Annotated in this window: 14 protein-coding genes and 4 pseudogenes; 4 read left to right on the plus strand and 14 right to left on the minus strand. The window is 62.3% G+C overall.

The window, feature by feature from the left end:
• Window positions 1-23: 23 nt before the first annotated feature.
• Window positions 24-3,149 carry a transglycosylase domain-containing protein gene (locus VXM67_RS07400; protein WP_367237577.1) on the minus strand — a complete coding sequence of 1,042 codons (3,126 nt, stop codon included), beginning with the start codon at window positions 3,147-3,149 and terminating at the stop codon, window positions 24-26.
• A gap of 392 nt (window positions 3,150-3,541) precedes the next feature.
• Between VXM67_RS07400 and VXM67_RS07405 the strand changes: the two genes are divergently transcribed.
• Window positions 3,542-4,960 (plus strand): amino acid permease, encoded by a 1,419-nt coding sequence (locus VXM67_RS07405; protein WP_023378996.1) that lies wholly within the window; start codon window positions 3,542-3,544, stop codon window positions 4,958-4,960.
• 52 nt (window positions 4,961-5,012) lie between these two features.
• Here VXM67_RS07405 and VXM67_RS07410 read toward each other — a convergent pair.
• The 5 genes and pseudogenes from VXM67_RS07410 to VXM67_RS07430 all read right to left on the minus strand — a co-directional run.
• Window positions 5,013-5,347, minus strand: a pseudogene (locus tag VXM67_RS07410) (FMN-binding glutamate synthase family protein); the annotation flags it as partial.
• A 48-nt stretch (window positions 5,348-5,395) separates the two neighbouring features.
• Window positions 5,396-5,485 (minus strand): annotated as a pseudogene (locus tag VXM67_RS07415) (RHS domain-containing protein); the annotation flags it as partial.
• A 567-nt stretch (window positions 5,486-6,052) separates the two neighbouring features.
• Entirely contained in the window at window positions 6,053-6,313 is a 261-nt protein-coding gene (locus tag VXM67_RS07420) for a hypothetical protein (RefSeq protein ID WP_023378997.1), read from the minus strand.
• A 347-nt stretch (window positions 6,314-6,660) separates the two neighbouring features.
• Window positions 6,661-7,263 (minus strand): annotated as a pseudogene (locus VXM67_RS07425) (RHS repeat-associated core domain-containing protein); the annotation flags it as partial.
• A 1,123-nt stretch (window positions 7,264-8,386) separates the two neighbouring features.
• Window positions 8,387-12,672 (minus strand): annotated as a pseudogene (locus VXM67_RS07430) (DEAD/DEAH box helicase).
• Window positions 12,673-12,832: 160 nt separating this feature from the next.
• On the opposite strand from VXM67_RS07430, the gene VXM67_RS07435 reads away from it, so the two are divergent.
• Window positions 12,833-13,246 carry an NUDIX domain-containing protein gene (locus tag VXM67_RS07435; RefSeq protein ID WP_023379001.1) on the plus strand — a complete coding sequence of 138 codons (414 nt, stop codon included), beginning with the start codon at window positions 12,833-12,835 and terminating at the stop codon, window positions 13,244-13,246.
• On the opposite strand, the gene metR is transcribed toward VXM67_RS07435, so the two are convergent.
• Window positions 13,230-14,147: a transcriptional regulator MetR gene (gene metR, locus VXM67_RS07440; protein ID WP_023379002.1), complete on the minus strand. Its 918-nt coding sequence runs from the start codon at window positions 14,145-14,147 to the stop codon at window positions 13,230-13,232. The genes VXM67_RS07435 and metR overlap by 17 nt on opposite strands.
• Window positions 14,148-14,344: 197 nt before the next feature.
• Between metR and VXM67_RS07445 the strand changes: the two genes are divergently transcribed.
• Complete coding sequence (locus VXM67_RS07445) at window positions 14,345-15,340, plus strand: alpha/beta hydrolase (RefSeq protein WP_023379003.1); 996 nt, start codon at window positions 14,345-14,347, stop codon at window positions 15,338-15,340.
• Between the two features lie 21 nt (window positions 15,341-15,361).
• Here the strand turns inward: VXM67_RS07445 and VXM67_RS07450 are convergent, their stop codons facing one another.
• The 7 genes from VXM67_RS07450 to VXM67_RS07480 all read right to left on the minus strand — a co-directional run bounded on the left by VXM67_RS07450 (window position 15,362) and on the right by VXM67_RS07480 (window position 22,224).
• A complete protein-coding gene (locus VXM67_RS07450) occupies window positions 15,362-15,697 on the minus strand; it encodes a GlpM family protein (RefSeq protein ID WP_023379004.1) in 336 nt (111 codons plus the stop codon).
• 25 nt (window positions 15,698-15,722) lie between these two features.
• On the minus strand, window positions 15,723-17,051 hold the full coding sequence (locus VXM67_RS07455) for a sigma-54 dependent transcriptional regulator (RefSeq protein ID WP_023379005.1): 1,329 nt from the start codon (window positions 17,049-17,051) through the stop codon (window positions 15,723-15,725).
• Entirely contained in the window at window positions 17,048-18,952 is a 1,905-nt protein-coding gene (locus VXM67_RS07460; RefSeq protein ID WP_023379006.1) for an ATP-binding protein, read from the minus strand. Before VXM67_RS07460 ends, VXM67_RS07455 begins: the two co-directional genes overlap by 4 nt.
• Before the next feature lie 72 nt (window positions 18,953-19,024).
• Complete coding sequence (locus VXM67_RS07465) at window positions 19,025-19,759, minus strand: amino acid ABC transporter ATP-binding protein (RefSeq protein WP_023379007.1); 735 nt, start codon at window positions 19,757-19,759, stop codon at window positions 19,025-19,027.
• Window positions 19,756-20,427 carry an ABC transporter permease subunit gene (locus tag VXM67_RS07470; protein ID WP_023379008.1) on the minus strand — a complete coding sequence of 224 codons (672 nt, stop codon included), beginning with the start codon at window positions 20,425-20,427 and terminating at the stop codon, window positions 19,756-19,758. Before VXM67_RS07470 ends, VXM67_RS07465 begins: the two co-directional genes overlap by 4 nt.
• The gene (locus tag VXM67_RS07475) at window positions 20,428-21,174 is read right to left on the minus strand and encodes an amino acid ABC transporter permease (protein WP_023379010.1); all 747 of its coding nucleotides are present in this window, start codon (window positions 21,172-21,174) and stop codon (window positions 20,428-20,430) included.
• 132 nt (window positions 21,175-21,306) lie between these two features.
• Window positions 21,307-22,224: a glutamate/aspartate ABC transporter substrate-binding protein gene (locus tag VXM67_RS07480; protein ID WP_023379012.1), complete on the minus strand. Its 918-nt coding sequence runs from the start codon at window positions 22,222-22,224 to the stop codon at window positions 21,307-21,309.
• Window positions 22,225-22,559: 335 nt separating this feature from the next.
• Here VXM67_RS07480 and VXM67_RS07485 point away from each other — a divergent pair, with 335 nt between their 5' ends.
• Window positions 22,560-26,951, plus strand: a complete 4,392-nt coding sequence (locus VXM67_RS07485) for an NEL-type E3 ubiquitin ligase domain-containing protein (protein ID WP_367237578.1) — start codon at window positions 22,560-22,562, stop codon at window positions 26,949-26,951.
• The last annotated feature ends 10 nt before the right edge of the window (window positions 26,952-26,961 follow it).

Consider the following 26,961-nt stretch of genomic DNA (forward strand, 5'->3'; position numbering starts at 1 on the left):
TCGATCAATCCGCTACAACACCCTCAGTTTTGGCCCTGCATCGCCACTTGTGGCGGTTTGCACTCGTTCGGGTTACCTGGCTCCAGGTAGGGCATGAGAATTGGTGCCATGCCCTTGAGCACCTGTACCGGCAAGGCCGAGGTGAATTTGAATGCTTCCGCCGAACGCCCCGGCACGAAGGCGGTGAGCGTGCCGAAGTGGTTATCGCCAAGGAAGAACACGAAGGTCGCGGTTCTGTTCAACGAACGGGAACCGATCAGCCGACCACCCGCGCCGAAGCTCTCGATCCGGTTGTCGCCGGTGCCGGTCTTGCCCCCCATCACCAGCGGGGTGCCGTCATGCAGTTTGAAACTGCCGGAGATACGCCGCGCGGTACCGGCGTCCACTACCTGGGACATGGCCCCTTTGAGTGCACGCGCAACCTCGACTGGCAAGATCCGCTGCCCCCGGTCCGGGTCGCTGATCAGCTTGGTTTCATAGGGCGTGTTGGCGGCGAAGTGCAGGGTATCGATACGCAAGGTCGGCAGCCGCACGCCATCGTTCTGGATGATGCCGACCAGCTCCGAGAGCGCCGCAGGACGGTCGCCGGAGCTGCCGATGGCGGTGGCCAGCGACGGGACGAGGTGATCGAACGGGTAACCCACGCGTTTCCAGCGTTGATGAATGTCGAGGAAGGCCTCGATTTCGACCATGGTGCGAATGCGGCTGTCGCGGGCGCCCTGATGACGGCTCTTGAACAGCCAGCCATACACTTCCTGGCGCTCGAAACGGCTGGCATTGGCCATTTCGGTGGGCGTTGCGCTGGGGTTCTTCAGCAGGTAACCCAGTAGCCACAGGTCCAGTGGGTGGACCTTGGCAATAAAGCCTTGGTCGGGCAGATCGTACTTGCCGGGGCCGTAGGCCTCGTACATCTCCACCAGGCGACTGTCGGTGAGCTTGGCGAGGGCTTTCTTGTCTTCCTTGCTGTGAGCGCGGACGAAGGCATTGAAGGTTTCCTGGCCGGCTTCAGGGAACAGGTAGCGATGCACCGCGGCCAGGCGCTGAGGGGTGATACGCATGCTGTCGAGGAAGGTGTCCAGGCGTTGTTGCGAGGTCTTGCGCTGGTATTTCTTCCAGAAACGCATCAGGTAGTTGGTGCCTTCCTTGTCGGCGAAGCGGGCCAGGTATTCCTGGCGCCGTGGGTCGGCGTCATCCTTGAGCAGCGCCACGCGGTTGAACGGCTGCTGATAGGTCACGTACCGCACCAGGTCGCGCATCAGGCGGATGAACGGCAGGTTGATCGATTCGCGCAGCGCTTCCTTGAGGGTGGGGTTGCGGCTGTTGTCTTCCTTGCGGAAGTTGTTGAACACATGCATGCCGCCGCCGGTGAAGAACGCTTCGCCGGTGTTGGCCGAATACTTGCGCTCAAGCGCTGCGTCGAGCATGGCATCGAGGCTCTGGTTCTTGGCGTTGAGCATCAGCCATTCCAGCGACCACTGGGTGATGCGGTCGAGCTCCGCGACCTCGACTTTCTTCAGCTCGGCGGCAGGTTTGCCGGCGTATTTGTCGTGCAGTTCGGCGATGATTTCCAGATAGGTAGTGAGCACACGAAGCTTGGCTGTGGAGCCCAGTTCCAGCTTGCTGCCCTCGTTGATATCGAACGGCTGGTCGGTGCTGTCGGTCTGCACCCGAACCCGCGATCCGTCGGCTGTGCGTTCGAACAGCGTGAAGCTGTAGCGCACTTGGTCGGTGGTCTTGGAGGTCAGCAGGCGCTCGCCGATCAGGCCGATCTGCGCGGCGAATTCAGGGTCGGAGAGATTCTTCAGGTACTGACTGGCTTGCATCTGCAGGTCGGCCTGCAGCGTGCTGGTGGCCGACAGGTCGAGGCGGTCCAGATCATACAGCGGCCGGTTGAGCATGGCTGCGAGGCGGTTGCGTGCCAGGCTGATACCCTTGTTGGTGATGATCGGCACGATGGTCGGTTGCGCCACCCAGTCGCGGTACACAGCCTTGCTGGCCAGTGCGGCATCGGCGGTCTTTTTGTCGACCACGCCGTTGGCCGCCAGCAGGCGAATGTGGGAGTCGGTCAGTTCGGCCAGTTCGACCCGACCCTTGGACAGGTAATGGGACGGACGGCGCTGGGCGATCATCAACGACAGCACCTGGCGCAGGGCCAGGCCGCGCGCGGCCATGCTGTCCGGGTCACTTGCCGTAGCGCTCAGGGCCTGGTTCACCTGGTCGAAATCGGCGCCGTACCAAACCCGCAGGCCCTCCGCCATGCCGTGGACCTCGCCATGGCCAGGGACCGCCGACAGCGGCACGCTGTTGAGGTAGTCGCGCACGATGCGCTGGCGGGCCTCGGTGGTGTCCGGGCCGCCTTGGTAGGCCCGCACGCTGGCGGAAATCATCTGGCGGATTTTCTCGGCGCCGGAGACGGTCAGGCCATCGGGGGAGTGCCTGTATTTTTCCAACTGGGTCGCCAGGGTACTGCCACCGGCCGACTGCCCTGGCAGGGCCAGGTACTTGGCCACCTGGCTGTAGGCCGCCTTGGCGAAGCGTGGCCAGTCCACTGCTGGGTTGTTGCGAGGGTCCTTGGCATCGAGCAGGTCGCGGTTCTCGATGAACAGCAGGCTGTTGACGATGACCGGAGGGATCGAACTGAAGTCCGGGTACAGGTGTTGCGGGTAGTTGTACTGGTACAGCGTGTCGCCGCGACAGTCGGTGATCGACAGGCCCGCCTGGATCTTCTCGATATAGGGCGCGAACAAGCCATGATCGACATAGTTCATCAGCGCCGGCGAGAACCGTACTTGCTCGCTGATCAGGTAGTCGCGCTTGAGCAGGCGTGGCAGGAACTCGCCCAGCGCGCTATAGCCCAGGCGTTTGTCGAACGGGCCTTCACCGGGATAGACGATGGCGTCACTGGGCCCCGGTTGCAGCGAGTAGGTAAGTGTGGTGGCCAGCTTGCTGAACTCCCGGGACTGCAAGTTCGAGGTGCGGAACTCGTCATAGGCGGCGAAGCCGATGGCCACGAGCGCCACCAGCAGGATCAGCAGGATCAACCGCCACCACAGCCGACGCTGACGTGGGGGCTTGGGCTGTGGCGTCTCGGCCAGAGGTGTCTCGGGTGCTTCCGTTCTGGTTGGTTCCGATTGCCACAGTGCGCCCATAGTCTTCAATCCGGCCAGGTTTTTTCGTATTGCTTGCCTGAAGCTTAGACGTTGGCCGAGTCAGGTGAAAAATTTGTAGGAAGAACATAAAGCTGACGTGGGAATGCGGCTTTGGTGGCGCATTCGTTCAAGGCCGATATTGCTATGGTAGCCGTGCGAGAGGGCCCACTGGCACCTGCCAGCGACGGAAGTTTTCCCCAAATCTTCCGTTTTTATAGTGAAAAGCCCTACGACAGCCTTCCTATACTGCTCGGCCCCTTCGCCTTGCCGACCGCTCTATTCCGGCATGCGGGCCCTCCCACAAGGCTAGCCCGACAAGCAACGCCACGCCTATCGGCATGGCTGAGGCTGCACGAAGGTCAAATCCAATAACAAAATGAGGTTGTATTGCTATGCCAGTCGGCAACCACCCTGCCCACGGCGAGACCGTCCAAGGCGGCCCGCTCAAGCGTGAACTGGGCGAACGGCACATTCGTCTGATGGCGCTGGGCGCCTGTATCGGTGTCGGTCTTTTCCTCGGTTCGGCCAAAGCCATCGAAATGGCCGGCCCTGCCATCATGCTTTCCTACATCATTGGCGGCCTGGCGATTCTGGTGATCATGCGCGCGCTGGGCGAGATGGCCGTGCACAATCCCGTCGCCGGTTCCTTCAGTCGCTACGCCCAGGATTACCTCGGCCCATTGGCGGGCTTTCTTACCGGTTGGAACTACTGGTTCCTGTGGCTGGTGACTTGCGTTGCGGAAATCACCGCCGTGGCCATCTACATGGGCATCTGGTTCCCGGACGTGCCTCGCTGGATCTGGGCCTTGGCCGCCTTGGGCAGCATGGGCGCCATCAACCTGATCGCGGTCAAGGCATTCGGTGAGTTCGAATTCTGGTTTGCCCTGATCAAGATCGTCACGATCATCGCCATGGTGCTCGGTGGCATCGGCATCATTGCCTTCGGCTTCGGCAACGACGGTGTGGCCGTGGGTATCTCCAACCTGTGGAGCAACGGCGGCTTCATGCCCAATGGCGTGACCGGTGTGCTGATGTCGCTGCAGATGGTGATGTTCGCCTATCTGGGCGTGGAAATGATCGGCCTGACCGCCGGTGAAGCGCGCAACCCGCAAAAGACCATTCCACAGGCCATCGGCTCGGTGTTTTGGCGCATCCTGCTGTTCTATGTCGGCGCGCTGTTCGTCATCCTGTCGATTTACCCCTGGAGCGAGATCGGTAGCCAGGGCAGCCCGTTCGTGATGACCTTCGAGCGCCTGGGCATCAAGACCGCCGCTGGCATCATCAACTTTGTGGTCATCACCGCAGCGCTGTCGTCGTGCAATGGTGGCATCTTCAGCACCGGGCGCATGCTCTACAGCCTGGCGCAGAATGGCCAGGCCCCAGCGGCTTTTGCCAAGACCTCCAGCAACGGCGTGCCGCGCAATGCCTTGCTGTTGTCGATCGGTGCGCTGCTGCTGGGTGTGCTGGCCAACTACCTGGTGCCTGAGAAGGTGTTCGTCTGGGTGACCTCGATTGCCACCTTCGGTGCGATCTGGACTTGGGTGATGATCCTGCTGGCCCAGATCAAGTTCCGCGCCGGGCTGTCCACGGCTGAGCAGAAGGGCCTGAAGTACCGCATGTGGCTGTGGCCGCTGAGCTCTTACCTGGCGCTGGCGTTCCTGGTGCTGGTGGTGGGGCTGATGGCGTACTTCGAGGATACCCGGGTGGCGTTGTACGTCGGTCCGGCGTTCCTGGTGCTGCTGACGGTGCTGTACTACACGCTGCGCTTGGCACCGAAAGAGGAGCAGGGCGCGGTCGGCACGGCGTCTTGATCTGAGATTCTCGGGGCCGCTTCCATTGGGGGCGGTCTCGATTCGCAAGCGCTCAAGCCACCGTTTCACCCTGCGGCTCGAAGCTGTCTGCCCGTGCCATTTGCCACATACTCGAGTAGAACTGGCCATCCACCTCACCGGTAAGCCGCTCCCCCGGCTTGAGGAATACTGCATCTGCGAGAACAGCTTGATCTCGGTGGCCGACACGCGCCGCACCAGGTGCTTGGCTTCCAGTTGGGCCGGATGCTCCAACCCCGCCGCCGCCAGCATTTCGGCCAGGGCGCGCAGTGTGTTGTGATGGAAGTTCAGCACCTGCTGGGCCTTGTCCGGCACCACCAGGGCGCGTTGGCGCAATGAATCCTGGGTTGCCACGCCGGTCGGGCATTCTTCCCGCACCGCCCCCCACGCCTTGTACTGCCCCGCCCACGCAACGTTGCCGTGCTGATCGGTCAGCTCCATCGGCGTGCCCAGGTGATCGCAGTGGTACCAGGCAATTGCATGGAACGCCTGCGGCGGCATCGTCATTTGCCACAACGGATCCTGATCGAAGTCGTACTCGCGCTGACGCCAATCCGGCTGCCTGTGCAGCACGATCGGGCGCTTGCGCAGGGCCTGTGCCACCGGCACGAAGCTGCCCGGTTCATACAGGTAATGCACAGTACGCCCGGTATTGCCATCGTCCCGCTTCCGGCCGGTCCCAGTAGTGCGCTACCGAATACTTATGCAGCCGGCCGCCAAAAGTCGCGGTGCGAACAGTACGGAAAAGTGCTTCCCAGATATGTCAGACGCAGTTCGACACGACTCGTAGGATGCGGACTACATCAGGCGGGATGAGTAAACGTGGCCTTTAAAGGTGCGAGATTCGTGGGCAGCCTGGCTGGGGAAGATCGCTGGGCTTGCCCGCGTGTGGGGATACTTAGGGAGACACTGCATAAATAGCCAGCCGCCCCGGCGAGTCTGCTTTTTCTTGCCGGTGTATTCGAGTTCGGAGAAGGTCTTTTGCATGCGCGTAACAAAGCTCACGGAGGAGGCTGGTTGAGGGGGCTCAGTGTGCCAAGGGTAGGGGCGGCTGGCTATTTATGCAGTGTCTCCCTAAGGGATATCTTCAGTTTTTATGCTATTTAACCAGTGATTTAAATCTTCTTCGGTGTATAGATACTCCCTGTCTACACCATGAAGATCTAAAGCGCCCAGCAATTCTAAATACTTAAGTACAACCTTGTCCGCTATCCTTAAATCGTCATCCTCGTAGATGGCGAAAGCCCATCTCGCCACTTCGCTGCGTGATTCGACCCCATCAATCACAAGTTTTATTTTATTTATCATGTCGCTGCGAGTTGGTTCAATATTCAAGTCTACCTCCTGCCGATATACTTACCGCTTGCTTCAAATATGTGGTGATTTTTTTCGTGCGTTATCGGCTTCGGCGCAACGCTTCGTATATTGTTGTAGTGATCTACCGTTTCATACCAGGTTCTTCGTTCATCGGTGTTAGGATCCCATTCTCGTACCAATCTAGCACCTTTCATTTCGCCTGGAGTCCTAGGCGACTTCAACTCTCCATAAAAACGATAACGCCCATTCTCTAACTCTTTTGCTCCAGCACTGCCGTATTTCTCATACTGAGTGTAGTATCGATTCAGTCTTTGTTGATTGATCACGCTAGTGGAAGTTTCAGTCAGTTTGCAAACGCATCCAGACAAACCCAGCGGATCAATCCATTGTGTAGAGCTTGGAACATAAACATATAAATTCAGTCCACCGCTCAACCCTATTGGATCTTGGCTTGTAAAGCGAGAGCCCTTTGAGTCATAGTACCGATAACGGTTGTAATGCAGCCCGGTCTCATGATCGTGGTACTGCCCCTGGAAGCGAATCGGGTTACTCAGGCCATGCTGCTTGGCCCACTCCGAACGCTCCTCCCGCACCTCTCCCCACGCCTTGTACTGCCCTGCCCAGGCAACGTTACCGTGCGGATCGGTCAGCTCCATCGGCGTGCCGAGGTGATCACAGTGGTACCAGGCAATCGCATCGAACGCCTGCGGTGGCATCGTCGTTTGCCACAACGGATCCTGATCGAAGTCGTATTCCCGCTGACGCCAATCCGGCTGCCTGTGCAGCACGATCGGGCGCTTGCGCAGGGCCTGGGCCACCGGCACGAAACTGCCCGGTTCATACAGATAATGCACGGTACGCCCGGTATCGCCATCGTCCCTTGGCGGTGAGCTTTCCCAGGCCAGGGTGTCGCCGTCCCAGCCGAACAGGGTGAAGCCACAGCCGAGATCACGTTGGCGCTTGGCCTGGCCCAGCGTGTCGAGGAAGCGCGGAACACGGGCGGCCAGGCGCTCAAGGGTATCGATCAGGGGCTGCAACAGTTTCGGCAAGGCTTCGTCGAACTGTCGCGCAACGCCGTTGTAGGCGCTCTTGAGCAGGCCTTCTCCAGCATTGGCGAGGGCCGCGGCGGCCAGGGTCCAGGCGTCGACTTCGAACAGGGAGTCGTACAGCGCCACCTGGGCCAGCTGTTGGCGGGCCTGGGCACGGTTGGCCTTGGCGTCGAGGTTGCCGCTAGCGGCGTCCTTGAGCAGCCCGGCCAGCCCACCGAACAGTTGGCTGGCGGTCTGGCCGGCGGCTTCGAGCATGGCAGGCAGTTGCTCGAGGGCGCCGTCGACGTAGTGCTCCAGCTTACCGCGAAGGTTGGCGTGCAGGTGGCCTTCGAGGATTTCCAGGAACACCGCGCCCAAGTTGGCCCGGGGGTTGCGCCGCAGCTTCTGTCGGGTCAGGTGCAGCACCGGCCGCAGCACCATGCGCGCCCGTGCCAGGCCGAGCGGAACCGGAACCACGCCAATCAGGTTGATGCCCAGGCTGACCCATTGCAGCGGATCGTTGCTGGGATTTCGTACCAGCTCGGCGATATCGAGCAGCGCATCCACCAGGGCGAAGGCGTTGGCCACAACCGGCACCGAAGCTTCGAGGTGATAACGCACCGATTGCAGGTCGAGCAGACCGCAGCTGATGTCCTGAAGCCACTGGTCGACGGCGGCGGCAGCGGCACCGAGGTCTTCGCGCAGCAGGGTTTCCAGCGGGGCGATGGCGATCTGGACCTCGCGCTCGGACAGCGCGGACCCGGGGGAACCTTAGGGCATTTGGCAGGCCTTCCTGGTCGGGAAATCCGAGAAGGCCAAAGGGTATGAGTGGGGTTACCTGACTAGGTGCCAGGCAAATTCGACCCGTACTGTAGGAAAGATCGACTTGCACCCATCAGTGCGTGTGTATCAATCTCGGCGGTCGCGCGCGTCTGCCACTGACGTGACTGGCCAAAAACAAACGTAGGAGCGAGCCTTGCTCGCGATGCGCCGCGCGGGCGGCGCTCGATCTCCTAGGCGCAGAAACCTCATCCTGGTGCCCGTAGCCCCCCCTGAATCCCAGTCAACCCCCACCCATGTCACGCAACAGCTTCTGCTTCCAAACCGCCTGCTCCCCTGCTACCCCCTCCACCAGGTAGCTATAACGCCCAGCCACCCGCGCCGCCACCGGCACGCCATCGCGATAAAGTAGACGGTTACCCGCGACCGCGGGCACTTTCACCCCAGGAAGCAACGTCCCGATCAGGTTCAGCGGGTCGCTGGCGCTGATGACGATCAGCGACCCATCCAGTGCTCTACGCCTTACCTGGCGCAGCAAACCGATCGCTTCCGGCAAGGCGAATTGCTCACCCGCCAGCCCGGCAATGAAGCGTCCCCCCGAATCTCCCCTCGCGCCTCCAGCCGGTGATAGCAACGCAGCAGTTCACGCCAGGGCGGCAGCACATCGCTTTCCCGCTCCAGCAGCCGCCAGCAGATCACCCCATAGCGGCGCAGCAGCGCGCGGGCGACGTGTTCTGTACGCTGGCCTTCGTCCACCGGGCCACTGCCTCTGCGCAGCAACGCCCAACGTCCGGCATGGGCCATGCTGCTGGATAGCGGTGAGTGGCCGCGGCGGCTGTTGCGCGATGCGCGTTTCGCCGCCGGAGTGATAAGGCTGCGCAACCCGGTGAAGCTGTCGGCGCTTACCAGTCCGGCTCCCACCAGCTCCTGCAAGGCAGCTTCCAGCTCGCTGGGCAGCAGATGGGCCTCCACGACCAGTTCGTCGAAGAACAGTGCACCCTGCGCGCGCAGCGCCTCCAAGACCCGTTGCGCCCGCCCGCCCAGTGCTTGCGCTGCAGGCTCGGGGGCCAAGCTGCGCCACAGGTTCATGTGCTCGCGTGGCAGCAGGACCAATGGCGTACTGGACAAGGTGTTGCTCGCCGTTGTCGTGGCCAGTCGGCTCCAGGCGAACTGCCCGCTGCGACAGGCATCGTCGAGCCAGTGCGGGCTGTAGTCCTTGATCCGTGCAGGTAGCAGCTCTGCTTCCCATGCCCCGGCAGCGCTTGGGAAACCTTGCAGTTGGGCCAGCACATGGGCCACGGCCTGCGGGCCGCGCAGGCGTTCATCCGCTGCCAGGTGCTGCCAGTCGAACAGAAAACGCATGAAGTCCTGCAAACTGACCGGCTCGATCTCCCGACGCAGGCGTTTGACCGTGTAACGATGGATGCGCGCAAGCAGGTGCCGCTCACACCACTGCGGTTCGTCCACCCCAGGAGTGAAGTGGCCGCGCAATACGTAGCCCTCTCTTTCCAGGCGGGCTAGCGCCTGCTCGACGTCAACAGGGCGCTGGCCCAGCGGCGCGGCGATCTGGGCCACGGTCTGAGGCCCGTAGCCACTCAGGCGGGCACGTAGCAGCTCGCTCAATGCGTTGTCCGGGTCGATGCCCTGGTCGAAGCCCGGCAGCACGTCCAGCGCCGGCTCCAGGGGGGATGCCGGATAGAGCGCCCGCAACAGGCTCAGGCGCTCACGCGCCAGCCAGAGTTTCGCTGCGGTCAGGCGCATGGCTCGTCCGGCCTTGGCGAGCTGGCGCAGCAGCAAATCCCAGCTGGGGTTGGCCTGGACCTCTTCCTGGCCGATGGCGCCCAGGCTCATCAAGGCTTCATGCATCTCGTCGGCATTGCCCGGTCGTGGCCATGCCTCGTCCTGTACGCTGACGATCGCATCGGCGTCCAGCGCGCCGAGGTCATCGCGGCTGTTCACCGCGTTCCAGCGCCGGTTGAGCACCGCCTGGGTGCGCCGCTCTTCCAGCGGGGCATCGTCGAGGAAGGCATACGGCCTGGCATTGAGAATCGCCGAGGCCAGCGGCGAGGGGGTCGGCAGGTCACGGCTGAGCAAGCGTACCTCGCCGCTTTCGATGCGTCGCAGCAAGGCCAACCAACCTTCGCTGTCCATGGCCTCATGCAGGCAATCGTCGAGGGTTTGCTCTACCAGCGGGTGATCGGGTATCTGCCGCTCGCCGACGATGTTCTCCAGGCAAGCGATCTGGTCGGGAAACACCGAGGCAATCAGGTCTTCACTTTTCATCCGCTGGATCTGAGGGGCTACTTTGCGGCCGCCGACAAAGCGCGGCAGGGCCAGGGCCACCGATGCTGTCCAGCGCCAGCGCACGCCGAATAAAGGGGCATCGAGCAAAGCCTGGACCAGCATGTGTTCGGCGCTGCGGCTGGACAGGTAACGCCATACGTCGTCGAGCTCGAAGCTGTGGCTGGTGGACAGCGACAGCACGATAGCGTCTTCGCTGGCCGCTGCCTGCAACTCGAAATTGAAGGTGCGGCAGAAACGCTTGCGCAGGGCCAGGCCCCAGGCGCGGTTGATCCGGCTCCCGTAAGGCGCGTGGATGATCAATTGGGTGCCGCCCGACTCGTCGAAGAAACGCTCCATCACCAGGGTCTGCTGCGAAGGCAGGGCGCCCAGCACCTGACGGGTACGGCCCAGGTAGTCGAGTAGCTGGCTGGCGCAGGCTTCGTCCAGTTCGAAGGTGGACTGCAGCCATTGCAGCACTGGCGGGAAATCGCCACCACTCATTGCCAGGCGTTCGTCGACCCGGGCTTGCAGGCGGGCAACCGCGGCAGACAACTCATCGCTGCGGCCCGGCGCCTCGCCGAGCCAGAATGGAATGGTCGGTGGCAGGCCATGGGCGTCTTCGACACGTACTCGCCCAGGTTCGACCCGCAGAATGCGGTAAGAGGCATTGCCTAACTGGAAGATGTCGCCAGCGATGCTCTCGACGGCGAAGTCTTCGTTGACGCTACCGATGTTCAGCGCCTGAGGTTCGAGCAGCACCGCATAGTCGGCGGTTTCGGGGATGGTGCCGCCACTGGTCAGCGCGGTGAGCTGGCTGCCCCGGCGCCCGCGCACCGTGCCACTGACCGCGTCGCGGTGCAGATAGGCGCTGCGCACGCCCTGTCGGCCGTTGTAGCCATCGGCGAGCATGCGCAACAGTGCTTGGTAATGGCCCTCGTCGAGTTCGGCGTAGGGCGTGGCTTTGCGCAGCATGTCGAACAGCGCGGACTCCGCCCAGGGCTGGTTGCTCACTTCCGCGACGATCTGCTGGGCGAGTACGTCCAGGGGCGCTTTGGGGACTCGCAGTTCATCCAGGTCTCCCCGGCGCACGCCGTCGAGCAGGGCCACGCACTCGATCAGCTCGTCCCGTGACGTGGGAAACAGCCGCCCCTTGGGCACGCCATCGACCTGGTGCCCGGATCGGCCGACGCGCTGCAGGAAGGCGGCGATCGAGCCGGGTGAGGCGATCTGGCACACCAGATCGACGTCGCCGATGTCGATGCCCAGCTCCAGCGAGGCGGTGGCCACCAGCACTTGCAGATCGCCGGCCTTGAGCCGTTGTTCGGCGGCCAGGCGATACTCCTTGGCCAGGCTACCGTGGTGCGCGGCCACCGCATCGTTGCCCAGGCGCTCGCCGAGGTGACGGGTCAGGCGCTCGGCCAGGCGCCGTGTGTTGACGAAGATCAGCGTGGTGCGGTGTTCGCGGGCCAGTTTGGCGAGACGATCGTAGACCAGGCCCCAGGCATCGGTGGACATCACCGCCTCCAGGGGAACCGGTGGTACCTCCAGTGCCAGGTCACGCTGGCGTACGTGGCCGACATCGACGATCGCACAGGGGCGCCCATGCCCGACCAGAAACTGCGCCACCCGCTCGACCGGTCGCTGGGTCGCCGACAAGCCGATCCGCCGCAGCGGTCGCCCGGCCAGCGCCTCCAGTCGCTCCAACGTCAATGCCAGGTGGCTGCCGCGCTTGTTGTCGGCCAAGGCGTGGATTTCATCGACGATCACCGTGTGCACACTGGCCAGGCCTGCGCGGCCCGAGGCCGAGCCCATCAGAACGTACAGCGACTCGGGTGTAGTCACCAGGATGTGCGGCGCCAGCTTGCGCATGGCGGTGCGTTCTTTCTGCGGGGTATCGCCGGTGCGCACGGCGGTGGTGATACGCGGTGCCTTCAGGCCTTGCTCTTCCAGGACTTTGGCGATGCCTTCGAGCGGTGCCTGCAGGTTCAGCTGGATGTCATTGGACAGGGCCTTGAGTGGCGAGACGTAGACGATCTGGGTGTGAGCGGGCAGCGCGCCATCTCGGTCAAGGCCGTCGCGAAAAAGCTCGTCGAGTACGGCCAGGAAGGCACTCAAGGTCTTGCCCGAGCCGGTCGGTGCGGCGAGCAACATCGACCGTCCGGCATGAATCAGCGGCCAGGCTTGAGCCTGGGCATCGGTGACCGTGGCGAAACGGCGGCGGAACCAGGTGCCGACGGCGAGATGGAACAGCTTGAGCACCGGGTGCTGGTGGGCTGGCAGGTTCATGTGTTGGTTATGGAGGGTTAGCGTCGGGTTGGCAAGGGGCCGTTCGTCGTTGATCTTCTGTAGACTGTAGCGCCCCAATCGTCGGCAAGCTGGCTCCTGCGGGTTTGGCAGGGGCTGGCGATCAGGCCCTCCTATGCATTTATTTTCAGCGAGCCCTTCAATGTCCAACACCATCCGCATCGCCGCCGCCCTGCTGATCGACCCGCAAGGCCGTACCCTGTTGGTACGCAAACGGGGAACCCAGGCCTTCATGCAGCCTGGCGGCAAGATCGACGCGGGCGAGTCGCCGGCCCAAGCCCTGGTGCGCGAGCTGCATGAAGAGCTGGGCCTGCGCGTCGATCCCGACGCCGCTGTGCACCTGGGCCGCTTCAGCGCTCCGGCTGCCAACGAGCCTGGATTCGAAGTGCAGGCCGAACTGTTCCGCGTCGACTGCGCCGAGGCTGTGGCCCCGGCGGCGGAAATCGAAGAAGTGATTTGGCTCTCGGCAGAGGAGGCCACGGCGCTTGACCTGGCTCCGTTGACCCGCGACCTGATCCTGCCGCTGTGGCGCGACGGCCTCAACGCACCGCGCTGACCCCATCGAGGGTGGCGAACGAAGTGTCCTTGGCGGTCAGCAGGAAATCGCGCATGTACGGCGCATCGAGCATGTCGGTGCGCACCGCTGCGTAGAGCGTGGCGAACAGGCCTTTCTCGCCCAGGCGCTTGCCCTTCACATAGCCCCGCGAACTGTATTCGTGCAGCGCCCAGTGGGGCATGCCGCACACCCCACGGCCGCTGGCCACCAACTGCATCATCATGACCGTCAGCTCGGACGTGCGAACAGCCGCCGGCTCGATGTCGGCCGGTTCGAGGAAGCGGGTGAAGATGTCCAGGCGGTCGCGCTCGACCGGGTAGGTGATCAGCGTCTGGTCGATCAAGTCCTGGGGCACGATGTACGGCTTGCTGGCCAGCGGATGCTGGTTGGCCACGGCGAGCATGGCCTCGTAGGTAAACAGCGGTACGTAGGTGATACCGGCCAGGTCCACCGGGTCGGATGTCACCACCAGGTCCAGGTCGCCACGGGCCAGTGCCGGCAAAGGGGCAAAGGCAAAGCCCGAGGCCAGGTCCAGCTCCACCTCCGGCCAAGCGTCGCGGAACTGGTCGATGGTCGGCATCAGCCACTGGAAGCAGCTGTGGCATTCGATGGCCATGTGCAGGCGCCCAGCGGTACCGCCGGCCAGGCGGGCGATATCGCGTTCGGCGCCGCGCAGCAAGGGTAGGGTGGCGTCGGCCAGTTGCAGCAGGCGCAGACCGGCGCTGGTGAAGCGAATGGGTTTGGTCTTGCGCACGAACAGCGGCATGCCCAGGCGCTCCTCCAGTTCCTTGAACTGGTGCGACAGCGCCGATTGGGTCAGGTGGAGGCGTTCGGCGGCCTCCACCAGGCTATCGGCCTCGCGCAGGGCATGAAGGGTTTTCAGGTGGCGGATCTCCAGCACGGCTGACTCCGAGGGTGAAACTGGGTTGAGAAGGGATTCAGTTGAGTTTCCCTCATGTTGCCCCTGGCTGTCGACTGGCCTTTGGTACTGACCGCTCAGCAGGGTTCATCAAACTGTCACCGAACTGTGGCAGCGCGCCCGAACAGATTTCATCAGACTCACGCTCTACTGGGGATATGCATTCTGGTGTTTCTTTCATGCGGGCCTTCTTGTTCTTTTTGTGCTTCGTTTTCAGCGTACCGACTACCTTTGCCACCGGGCGCTGCGATGCCCAGGTACCGGTGCAACGGGCTGAGATCGGTGAGTTGAGCCTGGTGTACCAGAGCGTCGGCGCGCCCAGGGACCCGGCTTTGCTGCTGGTGATGGGCCTAGGTGGGCAGTTGATTCATTGGCCCGACGATGTGGTGCAAGCGTTGTGTCGCCAAGGGTTTCGGGTCATTCGCTACGACAACCGCGATGTTGGCCTGTCGCGCTGGAACCAGTTGCCACCCTCGGCCAACCTGACGGTCGAGTTGCTGCGTTACAAGTTTGGCTTGCCGGTGGCCGCGCCTTACACCCTGACCGACATGGCGCGTGATGGCTTGCGGCTGATGGATACACTGGGGATAGGGGATTTCCATGTGCTGGGGGTGAGCATGGGCGGCATGATCGCCCAGCACATGGCGGCCATGGCGCCAGAGCGGGTTCGTAGCCTGACACTGGTGATGTCCAGCTCCGGTGCCGCAGGCTTGCCGGCACCGAACCCTGCCTTGGTCCAGCTGCTGGCCCGTCGCAGTGCGCCGAACCGGCAAGTGGCCATCGAGCAGCAGGCGGACTTGCTGGCTGCGCTGGGCAGCCCCGAAGTCCAGGATGATCGGGCGGTGTTGTTGCAGCAGGCCGCGGCCGCCTATGACCGGGCGTTCAATCCTGAAGGGGCGAAGCGCCAGATCATGGCGATTCTCGCTGAGCCAAGTCGGGTCGAGTTGCTCAACCAACTGCGGGTGCCAACGCTGGTGGTGCATGGCACCGCCGACCCGCTGTTGCCGGTGATGCATGGTGTGCATCTGGCAGCGCACATTCAGGGCAGCCAGTTACGGCTGATACCGGGGTTGGCGCATCGGTTCCAGGAGCCGTTCAAGGCGCCGTTGCTGGGGGCGGTTCTACCCTACCTGCAGTCGCAACGCGAAGGTGTCACGCACATTGCCGGGCTTTGAACCGCAGGCACGCGGGTTCCCTCAGTGCATCCGCACCCAAACCGTCACCAGCACCGTTGCCGCCATCAACCAGGCCACAGTCGCCAGCGCCAGCGATGCTTCAAGGCGCATCCGGTCTACCAGTACGTACAAGGCCGCCAGGTAGACGAAGTAGGGAATGATCGACCACATTCCGAACAGGATCGTGGTCTTCAGGTCCTCGACACCACGCCCTTTGCCCACGATGTAGTGGGCGATCAGGGCGAAGGTGGGAAACAACGGCACCAGCCCGGCGATGTAGTAGTTGCGGGTCTTTGAAAGAATGGCCAGCAGAACGACGACCCCAGCGCCCAGGGCCGCTTTGAATACCAAGTCCACGTCGTATATCCAGATCAGGTTGAATTCAGCCGAGGCCGTACTTTTTCACTTTGTCGAACAGTGTCGTCTTGGCCATGCCCAGTTCCTGGCTGGCCTGGCTGAGGTTGCCGCCAGTGCGCTGAAGGGCATCGCTGAGCAGGTTGCGCTCGAATGCCTCGACGGCCTCGGAGAACCCCAGGCCCTGGGCGGCGCCACCACTGCTGCTTTTCTTGAACGCTGGCAGGCCCAGCGCATAGCGCTCGGCAACGTTGCGTAGCTCACGCACGTTGCCTGGCCAGTCATGGGCCATCAGGCGCGAGAGGGTCTGGCTGTCGAGCGTGGGGACGTCGCGGTCGAAGCGTAATGCAGACTGCTGCAGGAAGTGTTCGAACAACTGCAGGATGTCTTCGCGACGCTCACGCAGTGGCGGCAGTTCCAGGGTGACCACGTTCAAGCGGTAATACAGGTCGCTGCGGAATTGGCCGCTCTGACCCAGCGCGTCGAGGTCGGACTTGGTCGCGGCGATCACCCGACAGTCTACCGGGATGCTCTGGTTCGAGCCCAGGCGTTCCAGTGTGCGTTCCTGCAGGACACGCAGCAGTTTTATCTGCAGGTTGATCGGCATGCTTTCGACTTCGTCAAGGAACAGCGTGCCGCCATTGGCATGCTCGATCTTGCCGATGCGGCGCTTGCCGGCGCCGGTGAAGGCATTGGCTTCGTGGCCGAAAATCTCGCTTTCGAAGAGGTTTTCCGGAAGGCCGCCGCAGTTCAAGGCAACGAATGGTTGGCCGTGGCGGCGGCTGAAATCGTGCAGGCAACGGGCGACCAGCTCCTTGCCGGTACCGGTCTCGCCTTCGATCAGCACGTTGGCCGAAGTGTCGGCGACATTGGCGATCAGCTCGCGCAGGTGCTCCATGGCCGGTGAACGGCCGATGATGCGTCCCTCCAGGCTACTTTGACTCGCCAACTGGCGGCGCAGGGCCACTACCTCGCGCGACAGGCCGCGTTGCTCCAGGGCCCGGCGTACCACATCGACCAATCGTTCTGGCGAGAAGGGCTTTTCCATGAAGTCGTAGGCACCGTTGCGCATTGCGCCCACCGCCATGTCGATGTCGCCGTGGCCAGTGATCAGCACCACGGGCAGGCTGCGGTCGCGGGCCTTGAGCCGGTTCAGCAATTCCAGGCCGTCGATGCCCGGCAGGCGGATATCGCTGACGACGATGCCAGCGAAGTCATCGCCAATACGTTCCAGTGCTTGTTCGGCACTGCCGACGCCTTCGCAGGCGATATCTTCCAGGGCCAGTGCCTGTTGGCAGCCGAGCAGCACATGCGGGTCGTCTTCGACGATCAGGACAGTGAGAGGTGCTTGGTTCATGGGTGCTCTGCCGATTCGCTAGGGGGCGTGGCCAGGGGCAGGGCCAGCACGAAGGCAGTCCCGCCGCTGGCGGGGTGCTCGACGCTCAGGGTGCCCTTGGCGGCGGCGGCAAGGCTCGCCGACAGGGTCAACCCCAGGCCCAGGCCATGTTCGCCCGGTTTTGTGGTGAAGAAAGGTTCGAACAGGTGCTTGCGTGTTTCGGGGTCAATGCCATGGCCATTATCGCGTACTCGCAGCCGGTACTTGTCGTCCTGCAGTTCGCCTTCCAACCAGAGTTCCGGATGCGGTTGGCTGGCCATGGCATCAAGGGCGTTGCCGATCAGGTTGACCAGAATCTGCTCGAGACGGGTCTGGTCGATGGCCAACTGCTGGTCATCGAACTGGCTGTGCAGTCGCAGCTGGCAGCCGGCGATGCGGTTGCCCAGCACCTGCAGGCAGGCTTCCACGGCCTTGGCCAGCGAAGCCTGGCCGCGGTCGTCGCCACGGCGGGCGAACGAGCGCAGGCTGGCGGTGATGCGGCCCATGCGGTCGATCAGGTCGTTCATGGTACGCAAATTGGTGCTGGCGGTCTCCAGCGCACCGCGTTCGAGGAAGCGCACGGTATTGCCTGACAACGTGCGCAGTGCCGCCAGCGGCTGATTCAGTTCGTGGGCGATGCTGGTCGACATTTGCCCGATGGCCGCCAGCTTGCCGGCCTGGACCAGTTCGTCCTGGGCATGGCGAAGCGTCTGTTCCGCGTGGCGACGTTCGCGGATCTGTCCTTTGAGCCGCTCGTTGCTGGCCCGCAGGTCGGCGGTACGGTCGGCGATGCGCCGCTCAAGCTGGCTGTTGGCCTCTTCCAGGGCTTCACGGGCAGCCAGACGGGTGGCGATCACCTTGCGCCGCTCGTTCCAGGCGATCCCCAGAATCGCCAGCAGGGCGAAAGCCACCGCCACCAGGACGCCTTGCACCATGGACTCACGGCGCAGGTCCTGCAGCGGGGTCAGCAGGGTGAAGTGCCAGGGCGTGTCGACCAGTCGGCGGGTCTGGGCCAGGTAGGCCACTTCGTGGACTTTGCCGTGGGCGGTTTCGCTGTTGGCCGGGAAGGTCAGTTTCTCCACGCCATCGGCCAGTGTTTCGCGGGCCAGGGGTTGCAGCTCGTTAAGCGGCCACCAGTAGTACTGCAGACTGCGCGCCAGGCGCTCCTTGATTTGTGGCGTCAGCGGACGAACCGACTTCAGCCGCCGGGCCGGATCGCTGGACAGGATGATGATGCCGTTCTCATCGCTGACGAAGGCTTCGAGTCGCGCGCGCTGCCAGCGCTCTTCGAGGGTATCCAGGCGCACCTTGATGACGGCCACGCCTATGATCTTGCCGTGCTCTTCCAGGCCATGGGCCAGGTAGTAGCCGGCTTCCCCAGTCGTGCTGCCGATGCCGTAGAAGCGCCCCGGTTCACCGCGCACGGCATCCTGGAAATACGCCCGGAACGACAGGTCTTCGCCGAGGAACGAATCGGCATCGCGCCAGTTGCTGGTAGCCTGCACCCGGCCATTGGTGTCGAGCACGAAGATCGCCCGGCTGCGGCTGCGTCGGTTCAGGCCTTCAAGGTATTCGTTGACGGTCTGACGGTATTCGCCATCCGGGTCGGTGAGCAGCTTCGAGACGCTGTCTTCCAGTTCGAGCAGGCTCGGTAGGTAGGTGTACTTGCTGATTTCGCTCTCTACTGTGCGCGCATGCAGTTCCAGCTGACGCTCGCCATTTTCGCTGAGGCTACGGATGCCGTTGCTCTCGCTGATCAGATAGCCAGCCAGGCCCAGGCCGATCATCAGCAGGATGACCAGGGGTGGCAGCAGCAGTTGGCGGATCAGGCGGGATTTCACGGCAGGTTTGGCAGGGAGAAGAAGCGAAGGATCGCATTTCATCACAGTGGCCTTGTCACGACCAGCACCCGCTGCCCGGAGGCAGCGGTGCAGGCCGGCTTGTTTGGCGCAGGATCAGTGTTGCAGGATCTTGCTGAGGAAGTGCTGAGTCCGTTCGTGGCGGGCGCCTGGGTCGCCGAAGAAGTCTTCCTTCTGGCAGTCCTCGATGATGCTGCCCTTGTCCATGAAGATCACCCGGTTGGCTACCTTGCGAGCGAAGCCCATTTCGTGGGTGACGCACATCATGGTCATGCCTTCGTGAGCCAGTTCGACCATGACGTCGAGCACTTCGTTGACCATTTCAGGGTCCAGTGCCGAGGTCGGTTCGTCGAACAGCATGACGATCGGGTCCATCGACAGCGCACGGGCGATCGCCACACGCTGCTGCTGGCCACCGGACAACTGGCCAGGGTGCTTCTTGGCGTGTGCGCCCAGACCTACTCGGTCGAGCAGCGCCAGGCCTTTCTTGGTGGCTTCGGCTTCGCTGCGGCCAAGCACCTTGCGCTGGGCGATGGTCAGGTTCTCGGTGATGGTCAGATGCGGGAACAGCTCGAAGTGCTGGAACACCATGCCCACCCGCGAGCGCAGTTTCGGCAGGTTGGTTTTCGGGTCGGCGATGGAGGTGCCGTCGACCACGATGTCTCCTTTCTGGAACGGCTCAAGGGCGTTGACGCACTTGATCAGGGTGGATTTGCCCGAGCCCGACGGGCCGCAGACCACCACCACTTCACCTTTCTTGACCTCGGTGCTGCAGTCGGTCAGCACCTGGAAGTCCCCGTACCACTTGTTGACGTTCTTGATGGAAATCATACGGTGATCCTTTTTTGCAGGCGCTTGACCAGCCACGAAGCGGAGAAGCTGATGAGGAAGTACACGACACCGGCGAAGATCAGGAACTCATGGGAGCGCCCGATGATGTCGCCGTTGGAGCGTGCCGAGTTGAGGAAGTCGACCAGACCCACGGTGTACACAAGCGAGGTGTCCTGGAACAGGATGATGCTCTGTTGCAGCAGCAGCGGGGTCATCTTGCGAAACGCCTGGGGCAGGATGATCAGGCGCATGGTCTGGCCATAGGTCATGCCCAATGCTTGCGCGGCGCCCATCTGGCCCTTGGAGATCGACTGCACGCCGGCCCGCACGATCTCGCAGAAATAGGCGGCCTCGAACATCATGAACGCGACCACGCAGGAGGTGAAGGCACCCACCGGGGTGTCCTCGCCGGTGATCCAGCGCAGCACGAACGGTACCGCCAGGTAGAACCAGGTGATCACCAGCAGCAGCGGGATCGAGCGGAAGTAGTTGACGTAGGCGCCAGCCAGGTTCGAGAGCAGCTTGTTCGACGACAGGCGCATCAAGGCCAGGATGGTACCGAGCACGATACCGCCGACCACGCCCATGACCATCAGCTTGAGGGTCATCAGCATGCCTTCCCAGAGGGCAGGCAGGGCCGGGATGATTTCGCTGAAATCCATGTCCATTTACTTGCCTCCCACGGAAATCAGGCCAGGCACCGCGACTTTCTTCTCGACCATGCGCATCAGCAGCATCAAGCCCATGTTCAAGGTGAAGTAGATCAGGGTGGCCAGGGTGAACGCCTCGAACAGGTTGGCGGAAAACTCGGCGGTCTGCTTGGTCTGCGCCAGCAGCTCCATCAGGCCGATCAGCGATGCCACCGACGAGTTCTTGAATACGTTGAGGAACTCGGAGGTGAGCGGCGGAATGATGATCCGGTAAGCCTGGGGCAGCAGCACGTTGTTGTAGATCTGCGGCAGGCTGAAGCCCATGGCGCGAGCGGCGGCCTCCTGGCCACGCGGCAGCGCCTGGATGCCGGTACGTACCTGCTCGCAGACACGCGCGGCGGTGAACAGGCCCAGGCAGATGACCACGCTGATCAGCGCCGAAGTGGTCGGGTTGAGGTCTTGCTTGAACCATTCCTGCAGGCCTTCAGGCAGCAGGTCCGGTACCAGGAAGTACCAGATGAACAGCTGCACCAGCAGCGGCACGTTGCGGAACAGCTCCACATAGGCGGTGGCGATGCCGGATACCAGGCGGTTCGGCACGGTACGCATGACGCCGAGCACCGAGCCCAGCAGCAATGCGATGATCCAGGCGGAGATGGCGATGGCGATGGTCCAGCCCAGGCCGGTGATGTACCAGTCCAGATAGGTTTCGCTGCCCACGCCGGTGGACTTGAAGAATACGCCCCAGTCCCAGTTGTAATTCATCGGGATTTCCCCTCAGACGGTTGTTTCACGGGCACCTTCGAGCATCCAAGGGCGTTGAACGCCCTCGGATGAAAGGGTAGACACTTAACGGTGGCCCGCACGGCAAAAGTGCGGCGGGCCACTAACCGGGGATCAGGACTTCTTCTCGTCCGCCGCCTTGTCGGTCGGCTCGGCGATCAGTTTCTTCAGCTCGTCGCTCATCGGGAACTGCAGGTTCAGGCCTTTTGGCGGGATCGGCTGCTGGAACCACTTGTCGTAGCTCTTGTTGACTTCGCCCGACTTGAAGTAAGCCACGATGGCATCGTCGACCGCTTTCTTGAACGCGGCGTCATCCTTGCGCACCATGCAGCCGTAGATTTCGAACGACTGTGGCGTGCCGGTGATGACCCAGTCGGTCGGCTTGCGAGCCTTGGCCATTTCACCGGCCAGCAGAGCGTCGTCCATCATGAAGGCCACGGCGCGGCCGCTTTCGAGCATGTTGAAGGCTTCACCGTGGTCCTTGGCGGAAATCACGTTCATCTTCATCTGCTTGTCGGCGTTCATCGCCTTGAGGAGGCGTTCGGAGGTAGTACCGGCGGTGGTCACCACGTTCTTGCCGGCCAGGTCAGGGAAGTCCTTGTATGCCGGTTGACCGTCCTTGACCTTGGTCAGAAGGCGAGTGCCGACTTCGAAGATGCCCACCGAGAAGCCAACTTGCTGCTGGCGCTCGACGTTGTTGGTGGTGGAACCGCACTCCAGGTCGACGGTGCCGTTCTGCACCAGCGGGATACGGGTTTGGGAAGTGACGAGGTTGTAGCGGACCTTGATGTCGGTGCCCAGCTGTTTTTTCAGGGCCTCGACGACAGCCAGTTGGATGTCGTGGGAGTAACCCACGGGTTCCGGCTTGCCAGCCAGGTAGGAAAACGGAATCGACGAGTCGCGGTGACCCAGGGTGATGGTGCCCGAGTCCTTGATCTTCTTCAGGGTGCCGGTCAGCTCCTCGGCCATGACAGGCGAAGCGATGACTGCAGCCGCGATGGCGGCGCCCAGCAATTGACGAACGATACGCATCAAATTTTCCTCGACGTGTTTGTTTTTTTTATGGAGCCGTTGGCGGACTCTTCGTTCAACGAATACATCATCAAGTTGGTGTGCATTCGGCTACCAAGTGTAGAGCATGACTCGTGCCAAGCTGTTGTTCTTGTGTACAAGCCCCGAAAATTCAAGCCATTGCACGTTTCGGGGCCTGTTGCAGGAACGCCAATGTACGGACTTCCGAACGCGCGGCGAATTAGTGTTCGGTAATCCGAACGTGCGTTTAGCCTCAGGTGACTAGAACTAACTAATTAACACCTTGGGTATGACGGACGGGGGTTTCTTGTTTCCTTTTAACCGAGGAAGCAGACATGACCCCCTTGATAGAAGATGAAGGAGCGTCCCACTCCATCGATACCCTGATTGCCGCGCAGTTGCCGGCCTGGGCGAAGAATGCCTCCGTCGAGGCGCTGCGATCCCTGCGAGCGGCCTTGATCAGTGAGCAGCATAGCGCCGAACAGGTCAGGCTTTTGTTGGGCCGTGTTCCTGACCTGGCGGATTTCTGCGCGCCCCTGCTGGAGAAGGCCATTCTCAGGAAGCATGGCGTGCGGGTTAACGCCAGAACCGCGAAACTGTCCACGGTCGTACGCAAGACGGTGGCTTTCGTATTTCCCCACGTTCCGGTGGAAAGGGTCGTAAGGATGGGCTCGCTGCCTTTACTGGCTGCGGCGCTGCATAATTTTGCCGAGGACGAATTGCAGCACCGGTCTCGCATTCGACGAAGGCTGGAAACTCACACTGGCGCTGCGTTGCCTATTTCGTTCGTGCAGTTCGCCAGGCTGTGCCGTGAGCTGGATCTGGGCGGTCGCTATCAAGCTGCCCTGCGTGAGCTGCTGTTGCCCGCGGATGCTGAAGGTGATGCTTCGGGGCAAGCTCGACAGGCGGTTGAGCGTGTGCTGGAAGAGGCCCAGCGGACAGCCATGGAAGCAGCCGTGCGGCTTGCCACCCTCCAGGGGCAGCTCGACGAGCGCAGCTATCTGCAGATGCTCAGGGTGTTTTCGCCCAAGGCAATCGTACCGGCCGATACCCGCGTGCTCGGGATGCGTCAGCTGCTGTTGCTAGGCAAACGGGTACGAGGTGTGGTCGTCGTCGAAGCGCGGGATAGCGACGGCGGCGCCCTGAGAAACCTCATCGTCTGGGTACCGGGCGATCCTGTCAGGGCTGTGCAGTCATGCCGAAACTGGGAAGCGGTATACCAGCTCTTTGGACTGCGCTTGCGCGAGTCGAGCTATGCGCAGTTTTTCATGCGATTCATCACGGAACGCGATCGCATGGTGTTCTCGGCGAGCCTACGCCGTCTGCATGCCGATACCGCAAAAGGTGTCGCGCTGCAGTTGGATGGCCGGAACCTGCCAATCGACCAGCCCATCTTTGCCTATCTACGCGCCCAGCGCATCGAAAAGATTCTCGACGATGCCAGAGTCCTCGCGGTTCCCACCGGCGATGAAGACGCCGCGACGCGAAGCGCTCGGCTGGCCGCCTACGAGAGTACCGGCCTGACCCTTCTGGGTCTGGCTGGCCTGTTCGTACCGGTGCTGGGAGAGGTCATGCTGGGCGTTGCGGCTGTACAGATGGCCGATGAAGTGTACGAAGGCTACCAGGACTGGAAGTTGGGTGACCGTGAAGCGGCCATGGGGCATCTGTTCGCAGTGGCGGAAAACCTGGTGGTCGGCGCAGCGATTGGTGTTGGCGTCTCGGCAGCGGCTCAGGTGGTCAAACGCGTGGCTTTCGTCGATGAATTGGTGCCGGTCTGGTCGGGTGCCAAGCGCCTGAAACTCTGCTCGGGCGACATGCAGCCCTACCGGGTCGAGGCAAAGCAAGCGCACCTCGCCGGTCAGCCACCGGAGCCGTTGCCCTGGCCAGAGCACGCCTTTGAACTTGCGCATGCCGAGGATAAACAGGGTCTGGTGATCAAGCATCCGACGCGTGCCAGCGCCTATCGGCCGCAGATCGAACGCAATGGCAGTGGGGGCTGGCGCCATTCCCTGGAGCAGCCTCAGGAATGGGCCGGTGAAGTGCACCTGTTGCGAAGGTTGGCCGCTAACTTCATCGACTTGAGCGACGAACAAGCAAGGGCGCTGATCGACTGCACCGGCTTCGATGAGGCGCAGCTGCGCCGCTTGCATGTGGAAAACGCGCCTGCACCTGCGCGGCTTCAGGATGCGCTGGAACGCCACCGGTTGCACACCTTGTATCCGAAGGTGGCGGACGAAGTGTTCGAGTTACTGATTGCCCAGGCCCAGGACGCAGAGGAGGTGGAGGACCGGGTATTGCGTCGAGACTTTCCCGGGTTGTCGGTGCGAGGCGCGAAGGAAATTCGCCGGCAAGCCGATGGACAGGATCTGGAGCAGCTTGCATCGACCGGGCGTGTGCCTTTGGCCGTGGCGGAAAGGGTACGCTGGTTCATCCGCGACAGCCGCCTTGATCGAGCCTGTGCCGGGCTCCGACAACCCCAGGCCCTCAACGCCGACAGCGAAAAACTGGCGCTTGGCTTGGTCCATGAACTGGCGCCATGGCCTGCGTCGCTCCGTGTCGAGTTGCGGGCATTCTTTTCCGAAGGACCACTGCTGAGCCACGTGGGTGCCGATACGGCAGAGGACGTCATCAGCATCATCAGCGACGAAAACGGTTACAGCGTGCAGGATCGGTCCCTCCATCCGCACGTTGCCGGATCAAGCACCGACAGCTTCATGCACGCATTGTTGCTGAGCATGGATGAAAGCCAGAAAAGCGTGTTGGGCGATGCCTCGCTCAACGAACAGCAACTGGTCGACATTCTGGCAGGCTGCGCCCGGGAGCGCCGCGACCTGGCTGCCAAGCTCATCGGGCTGGCGGATATCAGTGCCGGAGTCAGGCCGCCCGTTCGCTTCGCCGACGGTCGCCTCGGCTACCAGCTCAGCGGTCGCGGTGGGAGTCGCGGCCAGGCCAGCAGGCGCGGCATTAGGCAGATATTTCCGACCATCGACGACGTGGAGTTGCAGCAATACCTGCTGGGTCTGATTTCCGATGGCGTCGACCCCTGGACCCACTATCAGTCGTTGCACGGCCAGTGGACGGCTCTGCGCCAGGCGCTGGTCAATTGGCGAGCCGAGTATGGTTCGATGCTCGACTTGTTGCGACGCAGCAGGGTGGCCAACACGATTCGGCGCTGCTGGCGTCGTAAACTGGGGCGGCGAGGCGATGGTACTTATGCATTGGAAGTCCGGGGCGAGCGGTTGAGCGAGTTGCCTGAATTGCCCCTTGGGATCATGTTCGAGCATGTTTCACGCCTGGCGCTGCGAAACATGGAGCTGACGGAAGTCGGCGCTGACTTCCTCGGTCACTTCCCCAATCTCAGGGAGCTCGACCTGCGCCACAATCGCTTGCTCGCGGTTCCGGCAGGTATCGAGCGGTTGACCGAGCTCCGCCTGTTGCGCCTGGACCATAATCATATCGTCCTGACGCCGGCAGACAGTCAGCGCCTGAACGCCTTGCTCAACCTGGAGCGGTTGGAAATCGGTTTCAATCCGCTGGGCAGCGTGCCTGAGGTCCGGCGGTTGCTGAATGTTCGCCAAGTAGGGCTGCGTGCTGCCCAGATAGCCGATGTGCCGGCGCAGATTCAGCAACTGCCTTGGCAGGGGATTGTCGACCTGCGGGAGAACCAGATCCGCCAGGTGCGTCAGGAGGTGCATGGAATGCGCATGCGTGTGCAGCAAATGGCGCTGCACGACAACCCGCTTGATGCCCCCAGCGAACGTTACCTGAATGAGTTGCGCACCCCTGCCTCTCCAGAACAAGTCGTCGCGCACAATCCTTATTACCGGCACCATCTGGTTCGTCAGGCCGAGTTGTCCGAATGGTTGGTTGGTTCGGCCGGTGCGCAACGAACCGAGCGCGAGGTGCTGTGGAGCAACCTTCGCAACGAGCCGGGGGCGGATGATTTCTTCAACTTCCTGGGCGATTTCTCGCGTTCGCCGGACTACCTCAAGCACCCCGCGTATTATCGGGCGCGGGCTTGGAACATTATCGAGGCCTGCGAGCAGGACAGCGAGCTGCGGGAAGTGTTGTTTGAGCAGGCCGGTGGCGTGGCGACCTGCGAAGATCGCTTGCTGTGGCTGTTCAGTGAAATGGAAGTACGCGTCCTGGTGCATCGGCAGACGGCGGGACTGTCGCAGATTCAGAGTGAGTCGGCCCTGATCAAACTGGGGCGTTCACTGTTCAGGCTGCAGGAAGTCAACAGAATTGCCGCCCGTAAGCTCGAGCGACTGCGCCTTACGTACGCAAACGAACCGGACGTCCTGGAACGCATCGACGATATCGAAACCTATCTTGCGTACCGAACTCGCTTGGCAGGCCCGCTCCAGCTACCGGGACAGCCTGTCCGTATGCACTATGAGTCCGAATCATTAGTGACCGCCGAGGACATCAACGTCGCCAGGGCTGAAGTGCTTTCGCTGGAAAACAACGAGACGCTGTCGCGCGCCTTGGCCGATCAGTCGTTTTGGCAAGAATTCCTGCGCGCCACCTATTACCGCAGTTTCAGGGAGCAGGTGGATGCCAGGCGGGCGGCGCTAGAGCTATTGGAGACGCAGGTGGAAAGCGGTGCGATCGACGAGCAAACTTACCTGGAACGCTGCGAAGAGCTCAAGGTCGACCTGCAAGTGCAAGAGCGGGTGCTTGTCCAACGCCTGACAGAGCAGGCCATTGCACGTTGGCCTGTTTGATGTGCCTGTG

Source organism: Pseudomonas sp. Rh2 (assembly GCF_040762985.1).
Classification (GTDB): domain Bacteria; phylum Pseudomonadota; class Gammaproteobacteria; order Pseudomonadales; family Pseudomonadaceae; genus Aquipseudomonas; species Aquipseudomonas taiwanensis.

What these genes read in the sequence shown, in the direction of transcription:
- VXM67_RS07400 (WP_367237577.1), bottom strand. Translation starts at nt 3,149, where the DNA reads ATGGGCGCACTGTGGCAATCGGAACCAACCAGAACGGAAGCACCCGAG.
- VXM67_RS07435 (WP_023379001.1), top strand. Translation starts at nt 12,833, where the DNA reads ATGTCCAACACCATCCGCATCGCCGCCGCCCTGCTGATCGACCCGCAA.
- VXM67_RS07460 (WP_023379006.1), bottom strand. Translation starts at nt 18,952, where the DNA reads ATGAAATGCGATCCTTCGCTTCTTCTCCCTGCCAAACCTGCCGTGAAA.
- VXM67_RS07475 (WP_023379010.1), bottom strand. Translation starts at nt 21,174, where the DNA reads ATGAATTACAACTGGGACTGGGGCGTATTCTTCAAGTCCACCGGCGTG.
- VXM67_RS07485 (WP_367237578.1), top strand. Translation starts at nt 22,560, where the DNA reads ATGACCCCCTTGATAGAAGATGAAGGAGCGTCCCACTCCATCGATACC.
- VXM67_RS07470 (WP_023379008.1), bottom strand. Translation starts at nt 20,427, where the DNA reads ATGGACATGGATTTCAGCGAAATCATCCCGGCCCTGCCTGCCCTCTGG.
- VXM67_RS07465 (WP_023379007.1), bottom strand. Translation starts at nt 19,759, where the DNA reads ATGATTTCCATCAAGAACGTCAACAAGTGGTACGGGGACTTCCAGGTG.
- VXM67_RS07455 (WP_023379005.1), bottom strand. Translation starts at nt 17,051, where the DNA reads ATGAACCAAGCACCTCTCACTGTCCTGATCGTCGAAGACGACCCGCAT.
- VXM67_RS07405 (WP_023378996.1), top strand. Translation starts at nt 3,542, where the DNA reads ATGCCAGTCGGCAACCACCCTGCCCACGGCGAGACCGTCCAAGGCGGC.
- VXM67_RS07480 (WP_023379012.1), bottom strand. Translation starts at nt 22,224, where the DNA reads ATGCGTATCGTTCGTCAATTGCTGGGCGCCGCCATCGCGGCTGCAGTC.
- VXM67_RS07445 (WP_023379003.1), top strand. Translation starts at nt 14,345, where the DNA reads ATGCGGGCCTTCTTGTTCTTTTTGTGCTTCGTTTTCAGCGTACCGACT.